The following is a 14,735-nucleotide window of genomic DNA, read 5'->3' on the forward strand; positions in this document are numbered from 1 at the left end:
AAGAATCACTTGCAAAGGTAGTTTTGCATGCATGACGGAGAACGAAGGACCCCGACGGGACGGGCGGCCCGAGGAGCGCACGCTCGACGCGGGTGCCCTGAAGGCGCTCGCGCATCCGCTGCGGGTGCGGATCCTGGATCTGCTCGCGGAGCGCGGCCCGCAGACGGCGAGCTCGCTGGCGGCGCTGATCGGGGAGAGCTCGGGCGTCACCAGCTATCACCTGCGCGCACTCGCCGCGCGTGACCTCATCCAGGAGGTCGCCGGGCGCGGCACGGCGCGCGAGCGGTGGTGGGAGCGCCCTCGCGGACGGATGTCGTTCTCCGGCCCGAACGACGCGATGACGCCGTCGGGTCGGGCCGCCGCGCAGATCGTGGAGGACGAGTTCTTCCGCAACCGGCACCAGCGTCTGATGGAGCATCTGCACCGCCCGCAGGCCGAGGTCCCGCAGGAATGGCGCGACGCCGCGCACCACATGACGACGATGATCGACATGACCGCGCCGCAGCTGCAGGAGCTCGCGCAGCAGATCGACGAGCTCGTCGAGGCGGCCGTGCAGCGCTACCGGGGCCAGACCGGTCCAGGGGTGCGCCGCGTCACGGTCCGCGCCGACCTGTTCGACCTTCCCGACGGCCGCCCGCAGGGCGCCGTGGAGCACCGCACCGCCGAGACCGAGGAGCTGTCATGACCGCCGCCACGCTGCACATCGCCGCGCCCACGTTCGCCGAGCGCACGGGACTCCGGATCGCCGATGCGATCACCGGGCACGTCCGCCGGCGCATGGAGCGCCGTGCGGAGCGGCGCGCGCTCGCCATCGACCTGCTCCGCGAGCAGCAGGCGCGCAAGACGACGGATCCGTACGTCCTCGAGAAGGCTCTGCAGATGATCGGATCCCGGTCGCGCTGAGGTCGACGCCGGGGCGCGCCCCGCGAGAGGCCCGGTCGGTCAGTCCTCGAACGGACGGACCACGACCTCGCCAGAGGCGGTGCGCGAGACCTCCCAGCCGGTGTCGAGTTCGGCGATCGGGCGGCCCTCCAGCCAGGTGAGCGTCCACGTGCCGCGGAGCAGGTTCACGGCGCCGGTCTGCAGGCTCAGCGTGCCGCCGGCAACGCTCCGGGCCTCCGCGTCGGCGATGCCGGGGCGCAGGGCCGCGGGCACCGAAGCGGGCGGCTCGGATCCGGCGGCCCAGCGCGTCCCGAGCTGCATCATGCCTCCACGGCCGGCGCCAGCTCGATGGCGGTGACGACGAGCTCCGAGGCCTCGACGAAGCCGAGCTCCGCGATCCGGCCCACGGCGCGGAGATCGTCGGCCGCGGCCTGGAGCGCAGCGATGTCGGCGGCGGGTGCGGCGATCGTCGCGGACGACACCGGGGTCTTCTGAGAGGCCTTGGCCTCGGTCTTCGCCCGGCGGATGCCGATCAGCGCCTTGCTCGATGTCGCGAGGATCGCGGGGTCGCCCTCGCCGCCGCGCGGCTCCGGCCAGGCGGCGGTGTGCACCGAGCCGTCCTCGAACCAGCTCCACGCCTCCTCGGTCGCGAACGACACGACGGGCGCGAGCAGGCGCAGCAGGGTCGACAGCGCGAGGCGCAGGGCGAGCGCGGCGGAGGCCTGGCCTACGTTCGTGCGGTCGTAGGCGCGCTCCTTGACGAGCTCGAGGTAGTCGTCGCAGAACGTCCAGAAGAACGCCTCGGTGATCTCGAGCGCGCGGGCCTGGTCGTAGTTCTCGAACGCGGCCGTCGCATCGCGGACCACGCCGTCCAGAGTGGCGAGCATGGACGCGTCCAGCGCGTGCGTGATCTCGGCGTCCTCGGGGACGGGGAAGGAGAGCACGAACTTCGCCGCGTTGAGGATCTTGATCGCGAGACGGCGGCCGATCTTCACCTGCGTCGGGTTCTGCGGGTCGAAGGCGGCGTCGGCGCCCAGGCGGCTGGAGGCCGACCAGTACCGCACCGCGTCGGATCCGTGCGTGTCGAGGATGTCGGCCGGGGTGACCACATTGCCCTTGGACTTGGACATCTTCTTGCGGTCGGGGTCGACGATGAATCCGCTGATCGCGGCGTTGCGCCACGGGGTGCGGCCGTCCTCGAGCGTCGAGCGCAGCATGGTCGAGAACAGCCAGGTGCGGATGATGTCCTGGCCCTGCGGGCGCAGGTCCATCGGGGAGACCAGGTCCCACAGTTCGGCGTCGCGCTCCCAGCCGCCCGCGAGCTGCGGGGTGAGCGACGAGGTCGCCCAGGTGTCGAGGATGTCCGCCTCGGCGTCGAAACCCCCCGGCACGCCGCGCTGCTCGGCGGTGTAGCCGGCCGGCACGTCGCTCGTCGGATCGATCGGCAGGCTTGCGTGATCGGGCGTCAGCACGCGGTCGTAGTCGCGCTCGCCGTTCTCGTCCAGGGCGTACCAGAGCGGGATCGGCACGCCGAAGAAGCGCTGCCGGGAGACCAGCCAGTCGCCGGTCAGGCCGCCCACCCAGTTCTCGTAGCGCACGCGCATGAACTCGGGGTGCCAGTTCAGCTCCGTGCCGTGGGCGAGCAGCTGCTCGCGGAGGTCCGTGTCGCGGGCGCCGTTGCGGATGTACCACTGGCGCGTCGAGACGATCTCGAGCGGGCGGTCGCCCTTCTCGAAGAACTTCACCGCGTGGTTGAACGGCTTGCCGACCGCGGTCATCGCCCCGGTCTCCTGGAGCTTCTCCACAAGCGCCTTGCGGGCGGAGAAGACGGTCTTGCCTGCCATGTTCTCCACGTACCAGGAGGCCGCGTCCGCGTCGCCCACCGAGGCGGGCGCGTCGGGCAGGAAGCGGCCGTCGAGGCCGATCGTGGTCATGTTCGGCAGGTCGCGTCCGTCGGCGGTGCGCAGCTCGCGCCACCACACGATGTCGGTCACGTCGCCGAACGTGCAGACCATCGCCGCTCCCGTGCCCTTGTCGGGCTGGGCGAGATGATGGCCGTGGATCTCGATGTCGGCGTCGAAGAAGGGCGTGCGCACCTTCGTGCCGATGAGGTGCTTGTGCGGACCCTCGGGGTGGGTCACGATCGCGACGCACGCGGGGAGCAGCTCGGGACGGGTGGTCTCGATCGTGATGTGACCGGATCCGTCCGCGAAGGGGAAGTCGACGGTGTGGTACGAGGCCTGCTGGTCGCGGTCCTCGAGCTCGGCCTGTGCGATCGCGGAGCGGAAGTCCACGTCCCACAGGGTCGGCGCGAGGGACTGGTAGGCCTCGCCGCGCTCGATGTTGCGCAGGAACGCCAGCTGGCTCTGGCGGATCGACTCGTTCGAGATGGTGCGGTAGGTCTGGGTCCAGTCGACGCTCAGGCCCAGCTGACGGAACAGCGCCTCGAAGTGCTTCTCATCCTCCTCCGTGAGCTTCTCGCAGAGCTCGATGAAGTTGCGGCGGCTGATGGGCAGCTGGTCGGCCGCGCGGGAGGACTTGTTGTCTCCGCCCTCGAACGGGGGAGTGAAGTCGGGGTCGTAGCCCAGGGACGGGTCGCAGCGCACGCCGTAGTAGTTCTGCACGCGGCGCTCGGTCGGCAGGCCGTTGTCGTCCCAGCCCATCGGGTAGAACACGTTCTTGCCGCGCATGCGCTCGAAGCGCGCCTTGATGTCGGTGTGCGTGTAGGAGAAGACGTGGCCGATGTGCAGGCTGCCGCTCGCGGTGGGCGGCGGGGTGTCGATCGAGTAGACGCCGTCACGGCCGCTCTGCGCCGCGCGGAGGCGGTCGAAGAGGAACGTGCCGTCCGTGGACCAGCGCTCACCCCACTTCGCTTCGAGGCCTTCCAGCGCCGGCTTGTCGGGAATCGGGTTCGCCTGTGACATGGGTCTCTCCTCGTGCGATGTGTGCGGCACTGTGTGAGCGTGCCTGAGTGTGGGGTGTGGCGACAGTCTACCGGGCAGGCCCGCGCGCCCGGCCACCGATAGATCCACCCTGTCCACAAACCGGTAGCCTGGAGTGTCCCGCACCCGCACCCTCATCGCACCCCGAGGATCCCTCATGCCCTCTCCGCTTCGGCGTCGACTCCTGCCCCTCACCGCGCTCGCCGCGGCCGCCGCGCTCGCGCTCAGCGCCTGCTCCGCCTCGACGGGATCCGCCTCCGGACCCGGAGACGCGAACGGCGAGATCGTCTGGGGCGTCGACGGCAGCCTGCTCTCCTCCGGGAAGATGGATCCGCAGACCAGCCAGCTCGACGTGACCGCGATGGTGCAGCGCGCCGTGCTCGACTCGCTCGTGTTCCAGAAGGCGGACGGATCCTTCGTGCCGTGGCTCGCGAAGAAGTGGGAGGTCTCCGCCGACGGCACCGCGTACACGTTCCACCTGCGCGACGACGTCACCTTCACGAACGGGGAGACCTTCGACGCCGCCGCCGTGAAGGCAAACTTCGACCGGATCGCGGATCCTGCGACCAAATCGGCACAGGCGGCGAGCATGCTCGGCGGCGAGCTGTACAAGGGCACGGAGGTGGTCGACCCGACCACGGTCAAGGTCTCCTTCTCGCAGCCCTACGCCCCGTTCCTGCAGGCGGCGAGCACGGCGCAGCTCGGCTTCTACGCGCCGAAGGTCCTCGCCGAGCACTCCGCCGACCTCGCCGCCGGCGGCAAGGACGTCACCGTGGGCACCGGCCCGTTCCGGATCTCGACGTACACGCCGGATCAGGAGATCGTGTACACCCGCAACGCGACCTATGCGTGGGCCCCCGAGGGGGAGAAGGCCCCCGCCTTCAAGACCCTGCGCGTGCAGATCCTGCCGGAGGCCTCGGTGCGCAGCGGCTCCGTCTCCTCGGGCGAGATCGATCTCGCCTCGCAGCTGCCGCCGAACCTCGTGTCGCAGGTCAAGGGGTCCGCGACGGTGAAGTCCGTGCAGGTGCCAGGCCTGCCCTACTCGCTCTTCCTGAACGAGAAGAACGGGGTGTTCGCCGACCAGAAGGTGCGCGAGGCGTTCACCCGCGCGATCGACGTCGACACCGCGGTGGACAAGATCTTCTTCGGCCAGTTCCCGCGCGCGTGGAGCATCCTCGGGCCGACCACTCCCGGCTACGACAAGAGCCTCGAGAAGAGCTGGCCCTTCGACAAGGAAGCCGCGAACAAGCTCCTCGACGAGGCGGGTTGGACGCAGCACGGAGCCGACGGTATCCGCACCAAGGACGGACAGCGGCTCACCGCGAACTGGATCGCGTGGACCCCCGTCTCGGACGATCACGCCGCCCTCGCGAACGCGATCCAGTCGGACCTCAAGGCCGTCGGCTTCGAGATCACGCGGGAGACGCTCGAGCCCGGTGCATACAACGCGAAGTACGGTCCCAAGACGTTCGACATCACGGACTGGGACTTCTCCGGCGTCGATCCCGATCTGCTGCGCAGCCATCTCGCGACGGACGGCTTCCAGAACGCGTCGTCCGTGAGCGATCCGAAGCTCGACCAGCTCCTGAAAGACGGCATCGCCACCACCGACGCGGCGAAGCGCGCCGACGTCTACGCGCAGATCCAGAAGTGGAACGCGAAGGACGACGCGATCGTGCCGCTCTACGTCACCTCGGCGATCACCGCGGTCGGCGACACGGTGGCGGGCCTCGGCTTCGACATCTACGGGCGGCCGCTGTTCTTCGGCGCCGGCGTGAAGTGAGCGCGGTTCGCGGTATCGTCCGCTCGTGAGGGATCGTCCGGGGCAGTCGCCGACGAGCGTCTCGCCGCGATCCGGGGCACTCCTGCGCCGGATCGGCGGTGCGGCGCTCTCGCTCGTGCTCGTGCTCTGGGGTGCGGCGACGCTTTCGTTCCTCGCGTTCCGCGTGCTGCCGGGCGACCCGGTGAGCGTCATGCTCGGTCCGCAGGCCCAGGTGAGCGAGGCCGTCAAAGCCGGGATCAGGGCGGACCTGGGACTGGACCGACCGATGTGGCAGCAGTATCTCTCGATGCTGGGGGATCTGCTGCACGGGGATCTCGGAATGTCCTACCAGCTGCGGATGCCGGTGAGCGAGGTGATCGGGCGTCAGCTCGGCGCGACGCTGCAGCTCACGGCGGCCGCCCTCGCCGTCGCGGTCCTGCTCGCGCTCGCCGGAGTGCTGATCGCCCGCCGCCCGTTCGCCCGCGGGCTCCTCGCCGCGGCCGAGCTGGTCGTGCTGTCCTCGCCGGTGTTCTGGATCGGGCTGCTGCTGCTCACGGTGTTCGCCTTCGGCCTGGGCTGGTTCCCCGTGGCGGGCTCCAGGACCGGAGCCGGCCTCGTGCTGCCGGCGGTCACCCTCGCGCTGCCCGTCGCGGCCCTGCTCGGCCAGGTGCTGCGCGACGGCGTGGAGGCCGCGGAACGCCAGCCCTGGGCGCTGACCGTGCGCGCCCGCGGGGCCGACCACACCCGGCTGACGCTGCGGCACACCCTGCGGCACGGCTCGATCGGGGCGCTGACCCTGAGCGCGTACCTCGTTGGATCGCTGCTCGGCGGCGCGGTGCTCGTGGAGACGGTGTTCGCCCGCCCCGGCCTCGGCCGGGTCACGCTCGCGGCGATCACGGGCCGCGATCTGCCGGTGGTCACCGGGATCATCCTGTTCAGTGCCCTCGTCTTCGTGATCGTGAACACGCTCGTGGAGCTCGCGGCGCCGTTCCTGGACCCGCGGCTGCGCACCTCGGCCACCGCCGTCGACGAGGCCGCTCCCGCGCGCCCGGAGGCCCGACGATGAGGCTGCTGCGACGGCTACTGCTCGCGCTCGCCGTGCTCGTGCTGGCGGCGGTCGTGCTCGCCGCCCTCGTGCCCGGGCTGCTCGCCCCCGCGGATCCCGTGCAGACGCATGTGCGCGACGCGCTGCTCCCGCCCGGTCCAGGTCACCCCTTCGGCACCGACCAGAGCGGGCGCGACGTGTACGCCCGCGTGGTGCACGGTGCCGGGCGCTCGCTGGGGATCGGCGTCCTGGCGACGGGCCTGGCGCTCGTGGTCGGCCTCGTGCTCGGCTCGCTCGCCGGGGTCTCGCCGCGGCCGGTCGACGCGGCGCTCATGCGGACGAACGATGTGCTGATGGCCTTCCCGGAGTTCCTGCTGGCGCTCGTGGTCGTCGCGATTCTCGGCCCCAGTGCAGCCAATGTCGCGATCGGCGTGACGCTCGCCGCGATCCCCGTGTACGTGCGGCTCGCCCGCTCCCAGACGCAGGTGCTGCGTCGCGCCGAGCACGTCGAGGCGGCGCGGATCCTCGGCGTCGGAGCGTTCACGGCCTTCCGCCGGCACGTCGCACCGGGCGTGCTGGGGGCGCTCAGCGTGCTGGCCACGATCGGGCTCGGATCCAGCATCCTTGCGGCCGCCGGTCTCAGCTTCCTTGGTCTCGGGCCTACCGAGCCGTCGCCGGAGTGGGGGCTCATGCTCGCGGGCGGACGGAACGTGCTGGGGCAGGCGTGGTGGATCGCGGTGTTCCCCGGGCTCGCGATCACTTTGACGGTGCTCGCGGCGACCTTCCTCGGCCGCGCGCTCCGCGCCCGTGCCGAGGGGAGGCGCCCATGAGCGCCGCGACGTCTGGGAGCGCTGCTCTGTCGGCGCCCGAGCCCGCTCACCGGTCGGTTCCCCGGCCCGCTCTCCGCGTGGAGGGCCTGCGGATCGGCATCGACGGGCGGGTCCTCGTCGACGACGTCTCCTTCGCGGTCGCGCCGGGAGAGTGCGTCGCGCTCGTCGGAGAGTCCGGGGCGGGGAAGTCCCTCACCGTCCGCGCCCTGCTCGGCCTGCGGCCGGAGCATGCCGAGGTCTCGGCGGACACGTTGGAGGTGGACGGCGTCGAGGCGCGGCGGCTGGCCGCACGCGGGTGGCGCACGCTGCGCGGAGCGCGCATCGCCCTCGTCTCGCAGGACGCCCTCGTCTCCCTGGATCCGCTGCGCCGCATCGGCGCCGAGGTCGCCGAGCCGCTCGAGATCCACGGATCCCTGAGCCGCGCGGGGCGCGCGGCGCGCGTGCGGGAGCTCCTCGTCGACGTGGCCATGCCGGATCCCGAGCGACGCGCCAGGCAGCGCCCGCACGAGCTGAGCGGGGGACTGCGGCAGCGAGCGCTCATCGCGAGCGCGCTCGCCGCGGATCCGGCGGTGCTGATCGCGGACGAGCCGACGACGGCACTCGACGCGACCGTGCAGGCCAGGGTGCTGGCGCTCCTGCGCCGGATCGCTGACGACGGCACCGCGGTCGTGTTCGTCAGCCACGACATGGCGGCGGTGCGCCGGATCGCGGACCGTGTGGTGGTGCTGCGGGACGGGCGCGTGGTCGAGCACGGGCCGGCGGCGGAGCTGCTCGCCGCGCCGCGGGACGCCTACACGCGGGAGCTGGTGCTCGCGTCCTCGCGGACTCCGCGCACCCCGCCGGCCGGGGACGCGCCTGTGCTCGCCACGGTGACCGGGGTCGGGAAGAGCTTCGACCGCCCCGTGCTGCGCGACGCGTCGTTCGTGCTGCGCGGGGGAAGGACCCTCGGCGTGGTGGGGGAGTCCGGATCCGGGAAGACCACGCTGGCCCGGATCCTGCTCGGCGTCGAGCGCGCCGACACCGGCACGGTCGCATGGGCCGCCGGCGTGCGACCGCGGATCCAGCTCGTGCACCAGAACCCCCTCGGCGCGTTCGATCCGCGGTGGACGATCGGACGCTCGCTCCGGGAGGCGCTCGCGGCCGGAGGCGTTCCGCGCGGACGTCGGGCGCTGCGCGCCGCCGCACTGCTGGGCGAGGTCGGACTGGATCCGGCGCTCGCCGGCCGGCGCCCCGCCGCGCTCTCGGGCGGGCAGCGGCAGAGGGCGGCGATCGCGCGCGCGCTCGCCGCGGATCCCGAGGTGCTCGTGCTCGACGAGCCGGTGTCGGCGCTGGACGCGACCGTGCGTGCGCGAATACTCGCGCTGCTGGATCGCCTGCAGCGCGACCGCGGACTGACCATGCTCCTCGTCTCGCACGACCTCGGTGTGATCGCGTCGGTCGCGGACGATCTGCTCGTGATGCAGGACGGCGCGATCGTCGAGCAGGGTCCGGCCGCGCAGGTCCTCGACGCTCCGCAGCACCCCTTCACGCGCGAACTGCTGGCCGCCTCCGACCCCTCCGCCTGACCCCTCTACTTCGAGTCGTCCCCGTGAGCGGAGCCCAGAGCGTGCGGTCAGGGGGACGACTCGGAAGTGGGAGGGGTCAGTCCTGGACGTCGATGCCGGCGGCGCGGGCGAAGACCGGAGCGAGCAGCTCGACCTGCCGGGGGCTCAGGGTGACGCCGCGCAGCGAGGTCACATCGAGGAACGCCAGGGCGTCGAGCCCGCGCAGGTCGAGCGCGTCGGCCTTCAGGCCCCGGGTGTCGACCTCGTCCGCACTGCTGCGCTCGAAGCGCACACGGGTGACCGTGGCTGCCGGCACGTCGACGGTCGCGAGCGTGCAGTCCGCGAGGAGCGAATCCTGGACCCTCGCGGCCGCGAGGGAGAGGTAGTCGATGCGGGCGTGCTCGACGATCAGCTCGGCGACGTGCGCGCCGGACAGGTCGAGCGTGCCGATCCGGCCGCCGGCGATGCGCAGCCGGCGGATCGTGGCGTTCTTGAGGGACAGCACGGGCGTGCGGGCATCCACGATCTCCACGTCCAGCAGCGTCGCGCCGGCGAGATCGACGCGTTCCGCGGCGCCGGACAGCGAGCACTGCTCGAACTGCGCGTGCGCGAGATCCTCCGTCAGCGGGATCCGCAGGCCGATGTGGTCGCTGTGCCGGCGGCCCACCCCGTCGTCGAGTTCGTCCGGCAGATCCGGCGGCGAGACGCGGGGCGGCTGGGGGCGTTCGGTGGTGCGGGCCATACCACGACCCTAGGGCCGGCCGCCGACAGAGTGCTGGGGGCCGGAGCCGCACTGTCGCGGCGCGGGATGCGGGTACGCAGCCTCGGAGTTGTGCGTCATCTTCGGAGTGAATCGCGGGATCGCTCCGAGGATCGTGCACTTCTCCGTGCGGAGCGTCGTCCTGGCCGTCGGCCGCCCGGGCTCGGGCGGATCGTCCCTCACAATCGCCTCATCCGTCCGGTTTCGCACGGGTTGAGCGATCGGCTCTCGCGGCAGCCCTGTGCCGCATCACGGTAGGGGGATGACCTCTCGTTCGCTGGATCCTGTCGAGTTCGTGGCCTCCCGTGGCGGCGTCGTCCGCGTCGTGCGATTGAGGGACGAGGGGATCGGACGCCGCGCGATCGACGGAGCGGTGGACGCCGGCGGGCTGCACCGGGTGCGGCGGGGCTGGCTGGCGACTCCGGAAGCGGATCCGGTGCGCGTCGCCGCCGCGCGGAGTGGCGTGGTGATCACGTGCGTCTCGAGGGCCGCGCAGCTCGGGCTGTGGGTGCACGAGGCGCCGATCGCGTTTCATGTCGGAGCGGATCCGAAGTCCACCGGCCATCGATCCGACCGCGCCCACGTGCACTGGTTCGCACCGATCGTGCCGAGGGATCCGGACGCGTTGGAGGATCCGATCGAGAACGTGCTGGCAGCGGTGGCGCACTGCGAACCGTTCGAACGAGCCCTCGCGACCTGGGAGTCGGCGCTGAACAAGGGCCTTGTCACGGTCGAAGGCCTTGCGGGCTTTCCCTGGAAGCCCGCCGCGCGCCGGATCCTCGCGGAGGCGACGCCCTTCGCCGACGCCGGGTTGGAGACCTATCTGCGCCCGAGGCTGCGCTGGCTGCAGCTTCCGATCCGGATCCAGACCTGGATCGCCGGGCACAAGGTCGACGCGCTCATCGGTGATCGCCTCGTGCTGCAGATCGACGGCGCCCATCACGTCGGTGCACAGCGCAGCGAGGACATCCGTCACGATGCCGAGCTGCGCCTGATGGGCTACCACGTGATCCGGATCAGCTACCCGCAGATGATGTTCGAGTGGCCGGCGGTGCAGGACCTGATCATGCGCGCGGTCGCGCAGGGATTGCACCGCGCGGCATGATCGCACGGAGCAGGGGATCGGACGCTCCTCTCGCCCCCCGGGTGCCGTCCTTTCGGATCCTCGCACCGGTCCGGATTCACGTGCGCAGCTTCGGAGATGTACCGCAAGTTCGGACCGAATCTCGGGATCCGTCCGAAGATCGCGCACAACTCCGAGTGAACCGCACCGTCCCGTCCGGCAGCGTTAGACTGGACGGACGAGCATCGATCCGGCCATCACCGGGGAGCTCTCGGAAGAACACTCCTACCAGTTCAGCGCACGCACGATCGGCTGAGCGACCGGGGCAAGTAGAACCGAGCGGGGCAGGCCCGTCACAGCCGCAGTGAGAGTGGCAGTTCGGTCCAGCGGTTGCTGAGCCTGTCGAAGCACAGGGACCGAACCGCACGCGGGGTGGTACCGCGGTCCCTTCTGCCGGAAACAGCGCAGGGATCGTCCTCGCAGCAGCATCCGCCCGCCACCGACACTGCGAGACACGATGACCTACCCGCGCACATCCTCCGCCGGATCCTTCGGCCCCGCCGCCGACGCCGTCACCCCGAGCCCGCGCTTCCCCGAGATCGAACGCGACGTGCTCGCGTTCTGGGAGGCCGACGACACCTTCCGCGCCTCGATCGCGCAGCGCGAGGGCGCCGAGGAGTGGGTCTTCTACGACGGCCCTCCGTTCGCGAACGGCCTGCCGCACTACGGCCACCTCCTCACGGGGTATGCCAAGGACCTGTTCCCGCGCTTCCAGACCATGCTCGGCAAGAAGGTCGACCGCGTGTTCGGGTGGGACACGCACGGCCTTCCGGCGGAGCTCGAGGCGATGAAGCAGCTCGGGATCACCGAGAAGGACGAGATCGAGCAGATGGGCATCGACGTCTTCAATGCGAAGGCGCGCGAGTCCGTGCTCGCCTACACGCACGAGTGGCAGGACTACGTCACCCGTCAGGCCCGCTGGGTCGACTTCGAGCGCGGCTACAAGACGCTCGATCTCGGCTACATGGAGAGCGTGCTCTGGGCCTTCAAGACCCTGCACGAGAAGGGCCTCGCCTACGAGGGCTACCGCGTGCTGCCGTACTGCTGGCGCGACGAGACTCCGCTGAGCGCGCACGAGCTGCGCATGGACGACGACGTCTACAAGGAGCGCCAGGATCCCTCCGTCACCGTGAGCTTCCCGCTGTCGGGGGAGAAGGCCGCAGCACTCGGCCTTGAGGGCGTCCGCGCACTGGCCTGGACCACGACCCCGTGGACCCTGCCGACCAACCTCGCGCTCGCCGTGGGGCCGGAGATCGTCTACGCCGTGCTGCCTCTGGGCCCGAACGGCGCGTCCGAAGGCGCGCAGGGGGACCGCTTCCTGCTCGCGCGGGATCTGCTCGGCGGGTACGCGAAGGACCTCGGCTACGACAGCGCCGAGGATGCGCTCGCCGCGGTCTCGGCGACCGTGACCGGCGCCGAGCTCGGCGGGGCGACCTACGACCGCCTCTTCGACTACTACGCCGACGCTGAGACCTGGGGCACGCAGAACGCCTGGCAGGTCCTCGTCGACGACTACGTGACCACCAGCGACGGCACGGGCATCGTGCACCAGGCTCCCGCCTACGGCGAGGACGACCAGCGCGTCGCGGGTGCCGCGGGGATCCCCACGATCCTGTCGCTCGACGAGGGCGGCCGCTTCCTGCCGAACGTCACGGACGTCGCGGGCGAGCTCTGGATGGACGCCAACACCCCGCTCGTGCGCCTGCTGCGCGGGAACGGGCGCCTGCTGCGCCTGCAGAGCTACCTGCACTCCTACCCGCACTGCTGGCGCTGCCGGAACCCCCTCATCTACAAGGCGGTCTCCAGCTGGTTCGTGCGCGTCACGGATTTCAAGGACGACATGCTCGCGAACAACGAGCAGATCACCTGGGTGCCGGAGAACGTCAAGCACGGTCAGTTCGGCAAGTGGCTCGAGGGCGCGCGCGACTGGTCGATCAGCCGCAACCGGTACTGGGGATCCCCGATCCCGATCTGGAAGAGCGACGACCCCGAATACCCGCGCGTGGACGCCTACGGATCCCTCGCCGACATGGAGCGTGATTTCGGGCGCCTGCCGCGCAACGCCGAGGGCGAGGTTGATCTGCATCGCCCGTTCATCGACGAGCTCACCCGGCCGAACCCCGACGACCCCACCGGCAAGAGCACGATGCGGCGCATCGAGGACGTCTTCGACGTGTGGTTCGACTCCGGATCCATGCCGTTCGCGCAGGTGCACTACCCGTTCGAGAACCAGGAGTGGTTCGACTCGCACTCGCCGGCCGACTTCATCGTCGAGTACATCGGGCAGACCCGCGGCTGGTTCTACCTCATGCACGTGCTGTCGACCGCGCTCTTCGACCGCCCCGCGTTCACCGGCGTGAGCTGCCACGGCATCGTGCTCGGATCCGACGGCTACAAGATGTCGAAGTCGCTGCGCAACTACCCTGACGTCTCCGAGGTGTTCGACCGTGACGGATCCGACGCGATGCGCTGGTTCCTGATGTCGAGCTCGGTGCTGCGCGGCGGCAACCTCTCGGTCACGGAGGAGGGGATCCGCGCGGGCGTGCGCGAGTTCATCCTGCCGCTGTGGAACTCGTGGTACTTCTTCGCGACCTACGCGAACGCCGCAGGCGGCCCCGACGGAGCCGGGTACCAGGCGCGCTGGCGCACGGATTCGACCGATGTGCTGGACCGGTACATCCTGGCGCGCACGGGCGACCTCGTCCGCGGCGTGCAGGAGGACCTTGAGGGCCTCGACTCGACTACGGCCGCCTCGCGCCTGCGCGACTTCGCCGAGGTGCTCACGAACTGGTACATCCGCCGCTCGCGCGACCGGTTCTGGGTCGGCGTCGACTCTTCGACAGGCTCAGGGGCCGATTCCGGCACCGAGGCCTTCGACACGCTCTACACGGTGCTCGAGACGCTGACCCGCGTCGCGGCCCCCCTCGTGCCGCTCATCGGCGAGCGCGTGTGGCAGGGACTCACCGGCGGGCGCAGCGTGCACCTGACGGACTGGCCCGACGCCGACCTGTTCCCGCACGCGGACGAGGTGCGCGACGCGATGGACGCCGTGCGCGAGCTGTCCAGCGTCGGCAACGCGCTGCGCAAGAAGGAGAAGCTGCGCGTGCGGCTGCCGCTGGCCCGCTTCACCGTGGTGACCCCGCACGCGGAGGCCCTGGCGCCGTTCGAGGACATCCTCCGCGAGGAGCTCAACGTCAAGTCCGTCGAGCTCGTGGCGCAGGGCGAGGGCACCGCGGCCGAGTACGGCATCAGCCATCGCCTGAGCGTGAACGCCCGCGCCGCGGGACCGCGCCTCGGCAAGGAGGTGCAGCGCGTCATCCGCGCGGCGAAGGACGGCTTCTGGACCGAGGAATCCGGCGTGGTGACGGCCGACGGCATCGCCCTGGAGCCGCACGAGTACGAGCTCGCCCTGGAGACCACGGGCCGGCCGGAGGGCGAGGCGCTCGCTGTCGTCCCGACCGGCGGCTTCGTGCTGCTCGACACCGCGACCACCCCCGAGCTCGAGGCGGAGGGCCTCGCGCGCGACGTGATCCGCGCCGTGCAGGACACCCGCAAGAACGCCGCGTTCGACGTGAGCGACCGCATCAGGCTGCAGCTGCGCTTCGAGGACGCCGAGGACGCCGCGGCCGTGCGCTCCGCCTTCGCGGTCGCCGGCGTCGCCGAGGAGACGCTCGCCGTCGAGGCGGACATCGTGGAGGCGGGCGCCGAGTTCGCCGCGGCCGAGTTCGTGGCGGACATCGACAAGGGCACCTACGCCAACCGCGGCGGCTTCGCCGTCGCGGTGAGCCGGATCGGAGACGCATCGTGCGATGCGCTGAGCGAGCGGAGCGAGACGAAGTGACGGATG

The 14,735-nt window shown here is 71.1% G+C and carries 11 protein-coding genes; 8 read left to right on the forward strand and 3 right to left on the reverse strand.

Annotated features, from left to right (window positions below; translation table 11 throughout):
* Positions 1 to 31: 31 nt before the first annotated feature.
* Together ACFC1J_RS00815 and ACFC1J_RS00820 are read left to right on the forward strand one after the other, a co-directional pair.
* On the forward strand, positions 32 to 685 hold the full coding sequence (locus tag ACFC1J_RS00815; RefSeq protein WP_375901623.1) for a helix-turn-helix domain-containing protein: 654 nt from the start codon (positions 32 to 34) through the stop codon (positions 683 to 685).
* Positions 682 to 903: a hypothetical protein gene (locus ACFC1J_RS00820; RefSeq protein WP_375901625.1), complete on the forward strand. Its 222-nt coding sequence runs from the start codon at positions 682 to 684 to the stop codon at positions 901 to 903. Before ACFC1J_RS00815 ends, ACFC1J_RS00820 begins: the two co-directional genes overlap by 4 nt.
* A gap of 39 nt (positions 904 to 942) precedes the next feature.
* On the opposite strand, the gene ACFC1J_RS00825 is transcribed toward ACFC1J_RS00820, so the two are convergent.
* Together ACFC1J_RS00825 and valS are read right to left on the reverse strand one after the other, a co-directional pair.
* Entirely contained in the window at positions 943 to 1,206 is a 264-nt protein-coding gene (locus ACFC1J_RS00825; RefSeq protein ID WP_375901626.1) for a hypothetical protein, read from the reverse strand.
* Positions 1,203 to 3,806, reverse strand: coding sequence for a valine--tRNA ligase (gene valS, locus ACFC1J_RS00830; RefSeq protein WP_375901628.1), 2,604 nt, complete (start codon positions 3,804 to 3,806; stop codon positions 1,203 to 1,205). Before valS ends, ACFC1J_RS00825 begins: the two co-directional genes overlap by 4 nt.
* A gap of 175 nt (positions 3,807 to 3,981) precedes the next feature.
* Between valS and ACFC1J_RS00835 the strand changes: the two genes are divergently transcribed.
* Genes ACFC1J_RS00835 through ACFC1J_RS00850 form a run of 4 tightly spaced genes read left to right on the forward strand, consistent with a single transcriptional unit; the run spans position 3,982 to position 9,026 of the window.
* Complete coding sequence (locus ACFC1J_RS00835) at positions 3,982 to 5,607, forward strand: ABC transporter substrate-binding protein (protein WP_375901630.1); 1,626 nt, start codon at positions 3,982 to 3,984, stop codon at positions 5,605 to 5,607.
* A 25-nt stretch (positions 5,608 to 5,632) separates the two neighbouring features.
* Positions 5,633 to 6,652 carry an ABC transporter permease gene (locus tag ACFC1J_RS00840; protein ID WP_375901632.1) on the forward strand — a complete coding sequence of 340 codons (1,020 nt, stop codon included), beginning with the start codon at positions 5,633 to 5,635 and terminating at the stop codon, positions 6,650 to 6,652.
* Positions 6,649 to 7,461, forward strand: coding sequence for an ABC transporter permease (locus tag ACFC1J_RS00845; protein ID WP_375901634.1), 813 nt, complete (start codon positions 6,649 to 6,651; stop codon positions 7,459 to 7,461). Before ACFC1J_RS00840 ends, ACFC1J_RS00845 begins: the two co-directional genes overlap by 4 nt.
* The gene (locus ACFC1J_RS00850; RefSeq protein ID WP_375901636.1) at positions 7,458 to 9,026 is read left to right on the forward strand and encodes an ATP-binding cassette domain-containing protein; all 1,569 of its coding nucleotides are present in this window, start codon (positions 7,458 to 7,460) and stop codon (positions 9,024 to 9,026) included. The genes ACFC1J_RS00845 and ACFC1J_RS00850 overlap by 4 nt, the downstream gene beginning before the upstream one ends.
* Positions 9,027 to 9,102: 76 nt before the next feature.
* Here the strand turns inward: ACFC1J_RS00850 and ACFC1J_RS00855 are convergent, their stop codons facing one another.
* Positions 9,103 to 9,747: a pentapeptide repeat-containing protein gene (locus tag ACFC1J_RS00855; protein ID WP_375901638.1), complete on the reverse strand. Its 645-nt coding sequence runs from the start codon at positions 9,745 to 9,747 to the stop codon at positions 9,103 to 9,105.
* 280 nt (positions 9,748 to 10,027) lie between these two features.
* On the opposite strand from ACFC1J_RS00855, the gene ACFC1J_RS00860 reads away from it, so the two are divergent.
* Together ACFC1J_RS00860 and ileS are read left to right on the forward strand one after the other, a co-directional pair.
* Positions 10,028 to 10,870: a DUF559 domain-containing protein gene (locus ACFC1J_RS00860; RefSeq protein WP_375901640.1), complete on the forward strand. Its 843-nt coding sequence runs from the start codon at positions 10,028 to 10,030 to the stop codon at positions 10,868 to 10,870.
* Between the two features lie 475 nt (positions 10,871 to 11,345).
* Positions 11,346 to 14,729, forward strand: coding sequence for an isoleucine--tRNA ligase (ileS, locus tag ACFC1J_RS00865; protein ID WP_375901641.1), 3,384 nt, complete (start codon positions 11,346 to 11,348; stop codon positions 14,727 to 14,729).
* Positions 14,730 to 14,735 lie beyond the last annotated feature (6 nt).

It is taken from the genome of Microbacterium sp. NPDC056052, from assembly GCF_042266785.1.
Lineage (GTDB): Bacteria > Actinomycetota > Actinomycetes > Actinomycetales > Microbacteriaceae > Microbacterium.

Bases quoted from the DNA above. Each gene is read 5' to 3' on its own strand.
- ACFC1J_RS00815 (WP_375901623.1), top strand. From the start codon at position 32: ATGACGGAGAACGAAGGACCCCGACGGGACGGGCGGCCCGAGGAGCGC.
- ACFC1J_RS00820 (WP_375901625.1), top strand. From the start codon at position 682: ATGACCGCCGCCACGCTGCACATCGCCGCGCCCACGTTCGCCGAGCGC.
- ACFC1J_RS00825 (WP_375901626.1), bottom strand. From the start codon at position 1,206: ATGATGCAGCTCGGGACGCGCTGGGCCGCCGGATCCGAGCCGCCCGCT.
- valS (WP_375901628.1), bottom strand. From the start codon at position 3,806: ATGTCACAGGCGAACCCGATTCCCGACAAGCCGGCGCTGGAAGGCCTC.
- ACFC1J_RS00835 (WP_375901630.1), top strand. From the start codon at position 3,982: ATGCCCTCTCCGCTTCGGCGTCGACTCCTGCCCCTCACCGCGCTCGCC.
- ACFC1J_RS00845 (WP_375901634.1), top strand. From the start codon at position 6,649: ATGAGGCTGCTGCGACGGCTACTGCTCGCGCTCGCCGTGCTCGTGCTG.
- ACFC1J_RS00850 (WP_375901636.1), top strand. From the start codon at position 7,458: ATGAGCGCCGCGACGTCTGGGAGCGCTGCTCTGTCGGCGCCCGAGCCC.
- ACFC1J_RS00855 (WP_375901638.1), bottom strand. From the start codon at position 9,747: ATGGCCCGCACCACCGAACGCCCCCAGCCGCCCCGCGTCTCGCCGCCG.
- ACFC1J_RS00860 (WP_375901640.1), top strand. From the start codon at position 10,028: ATGACCTCTCGTTCGCTGGATCCTGTCGAGTTCGTGGCCTCCCGTGGC.
- ileS (WP_375901641.1), top strand. From the start codon at position 11,346: ATGACCTACCCGCGCACATCCTCCGCCGGATCCTTCGGCCCCGCCGCC.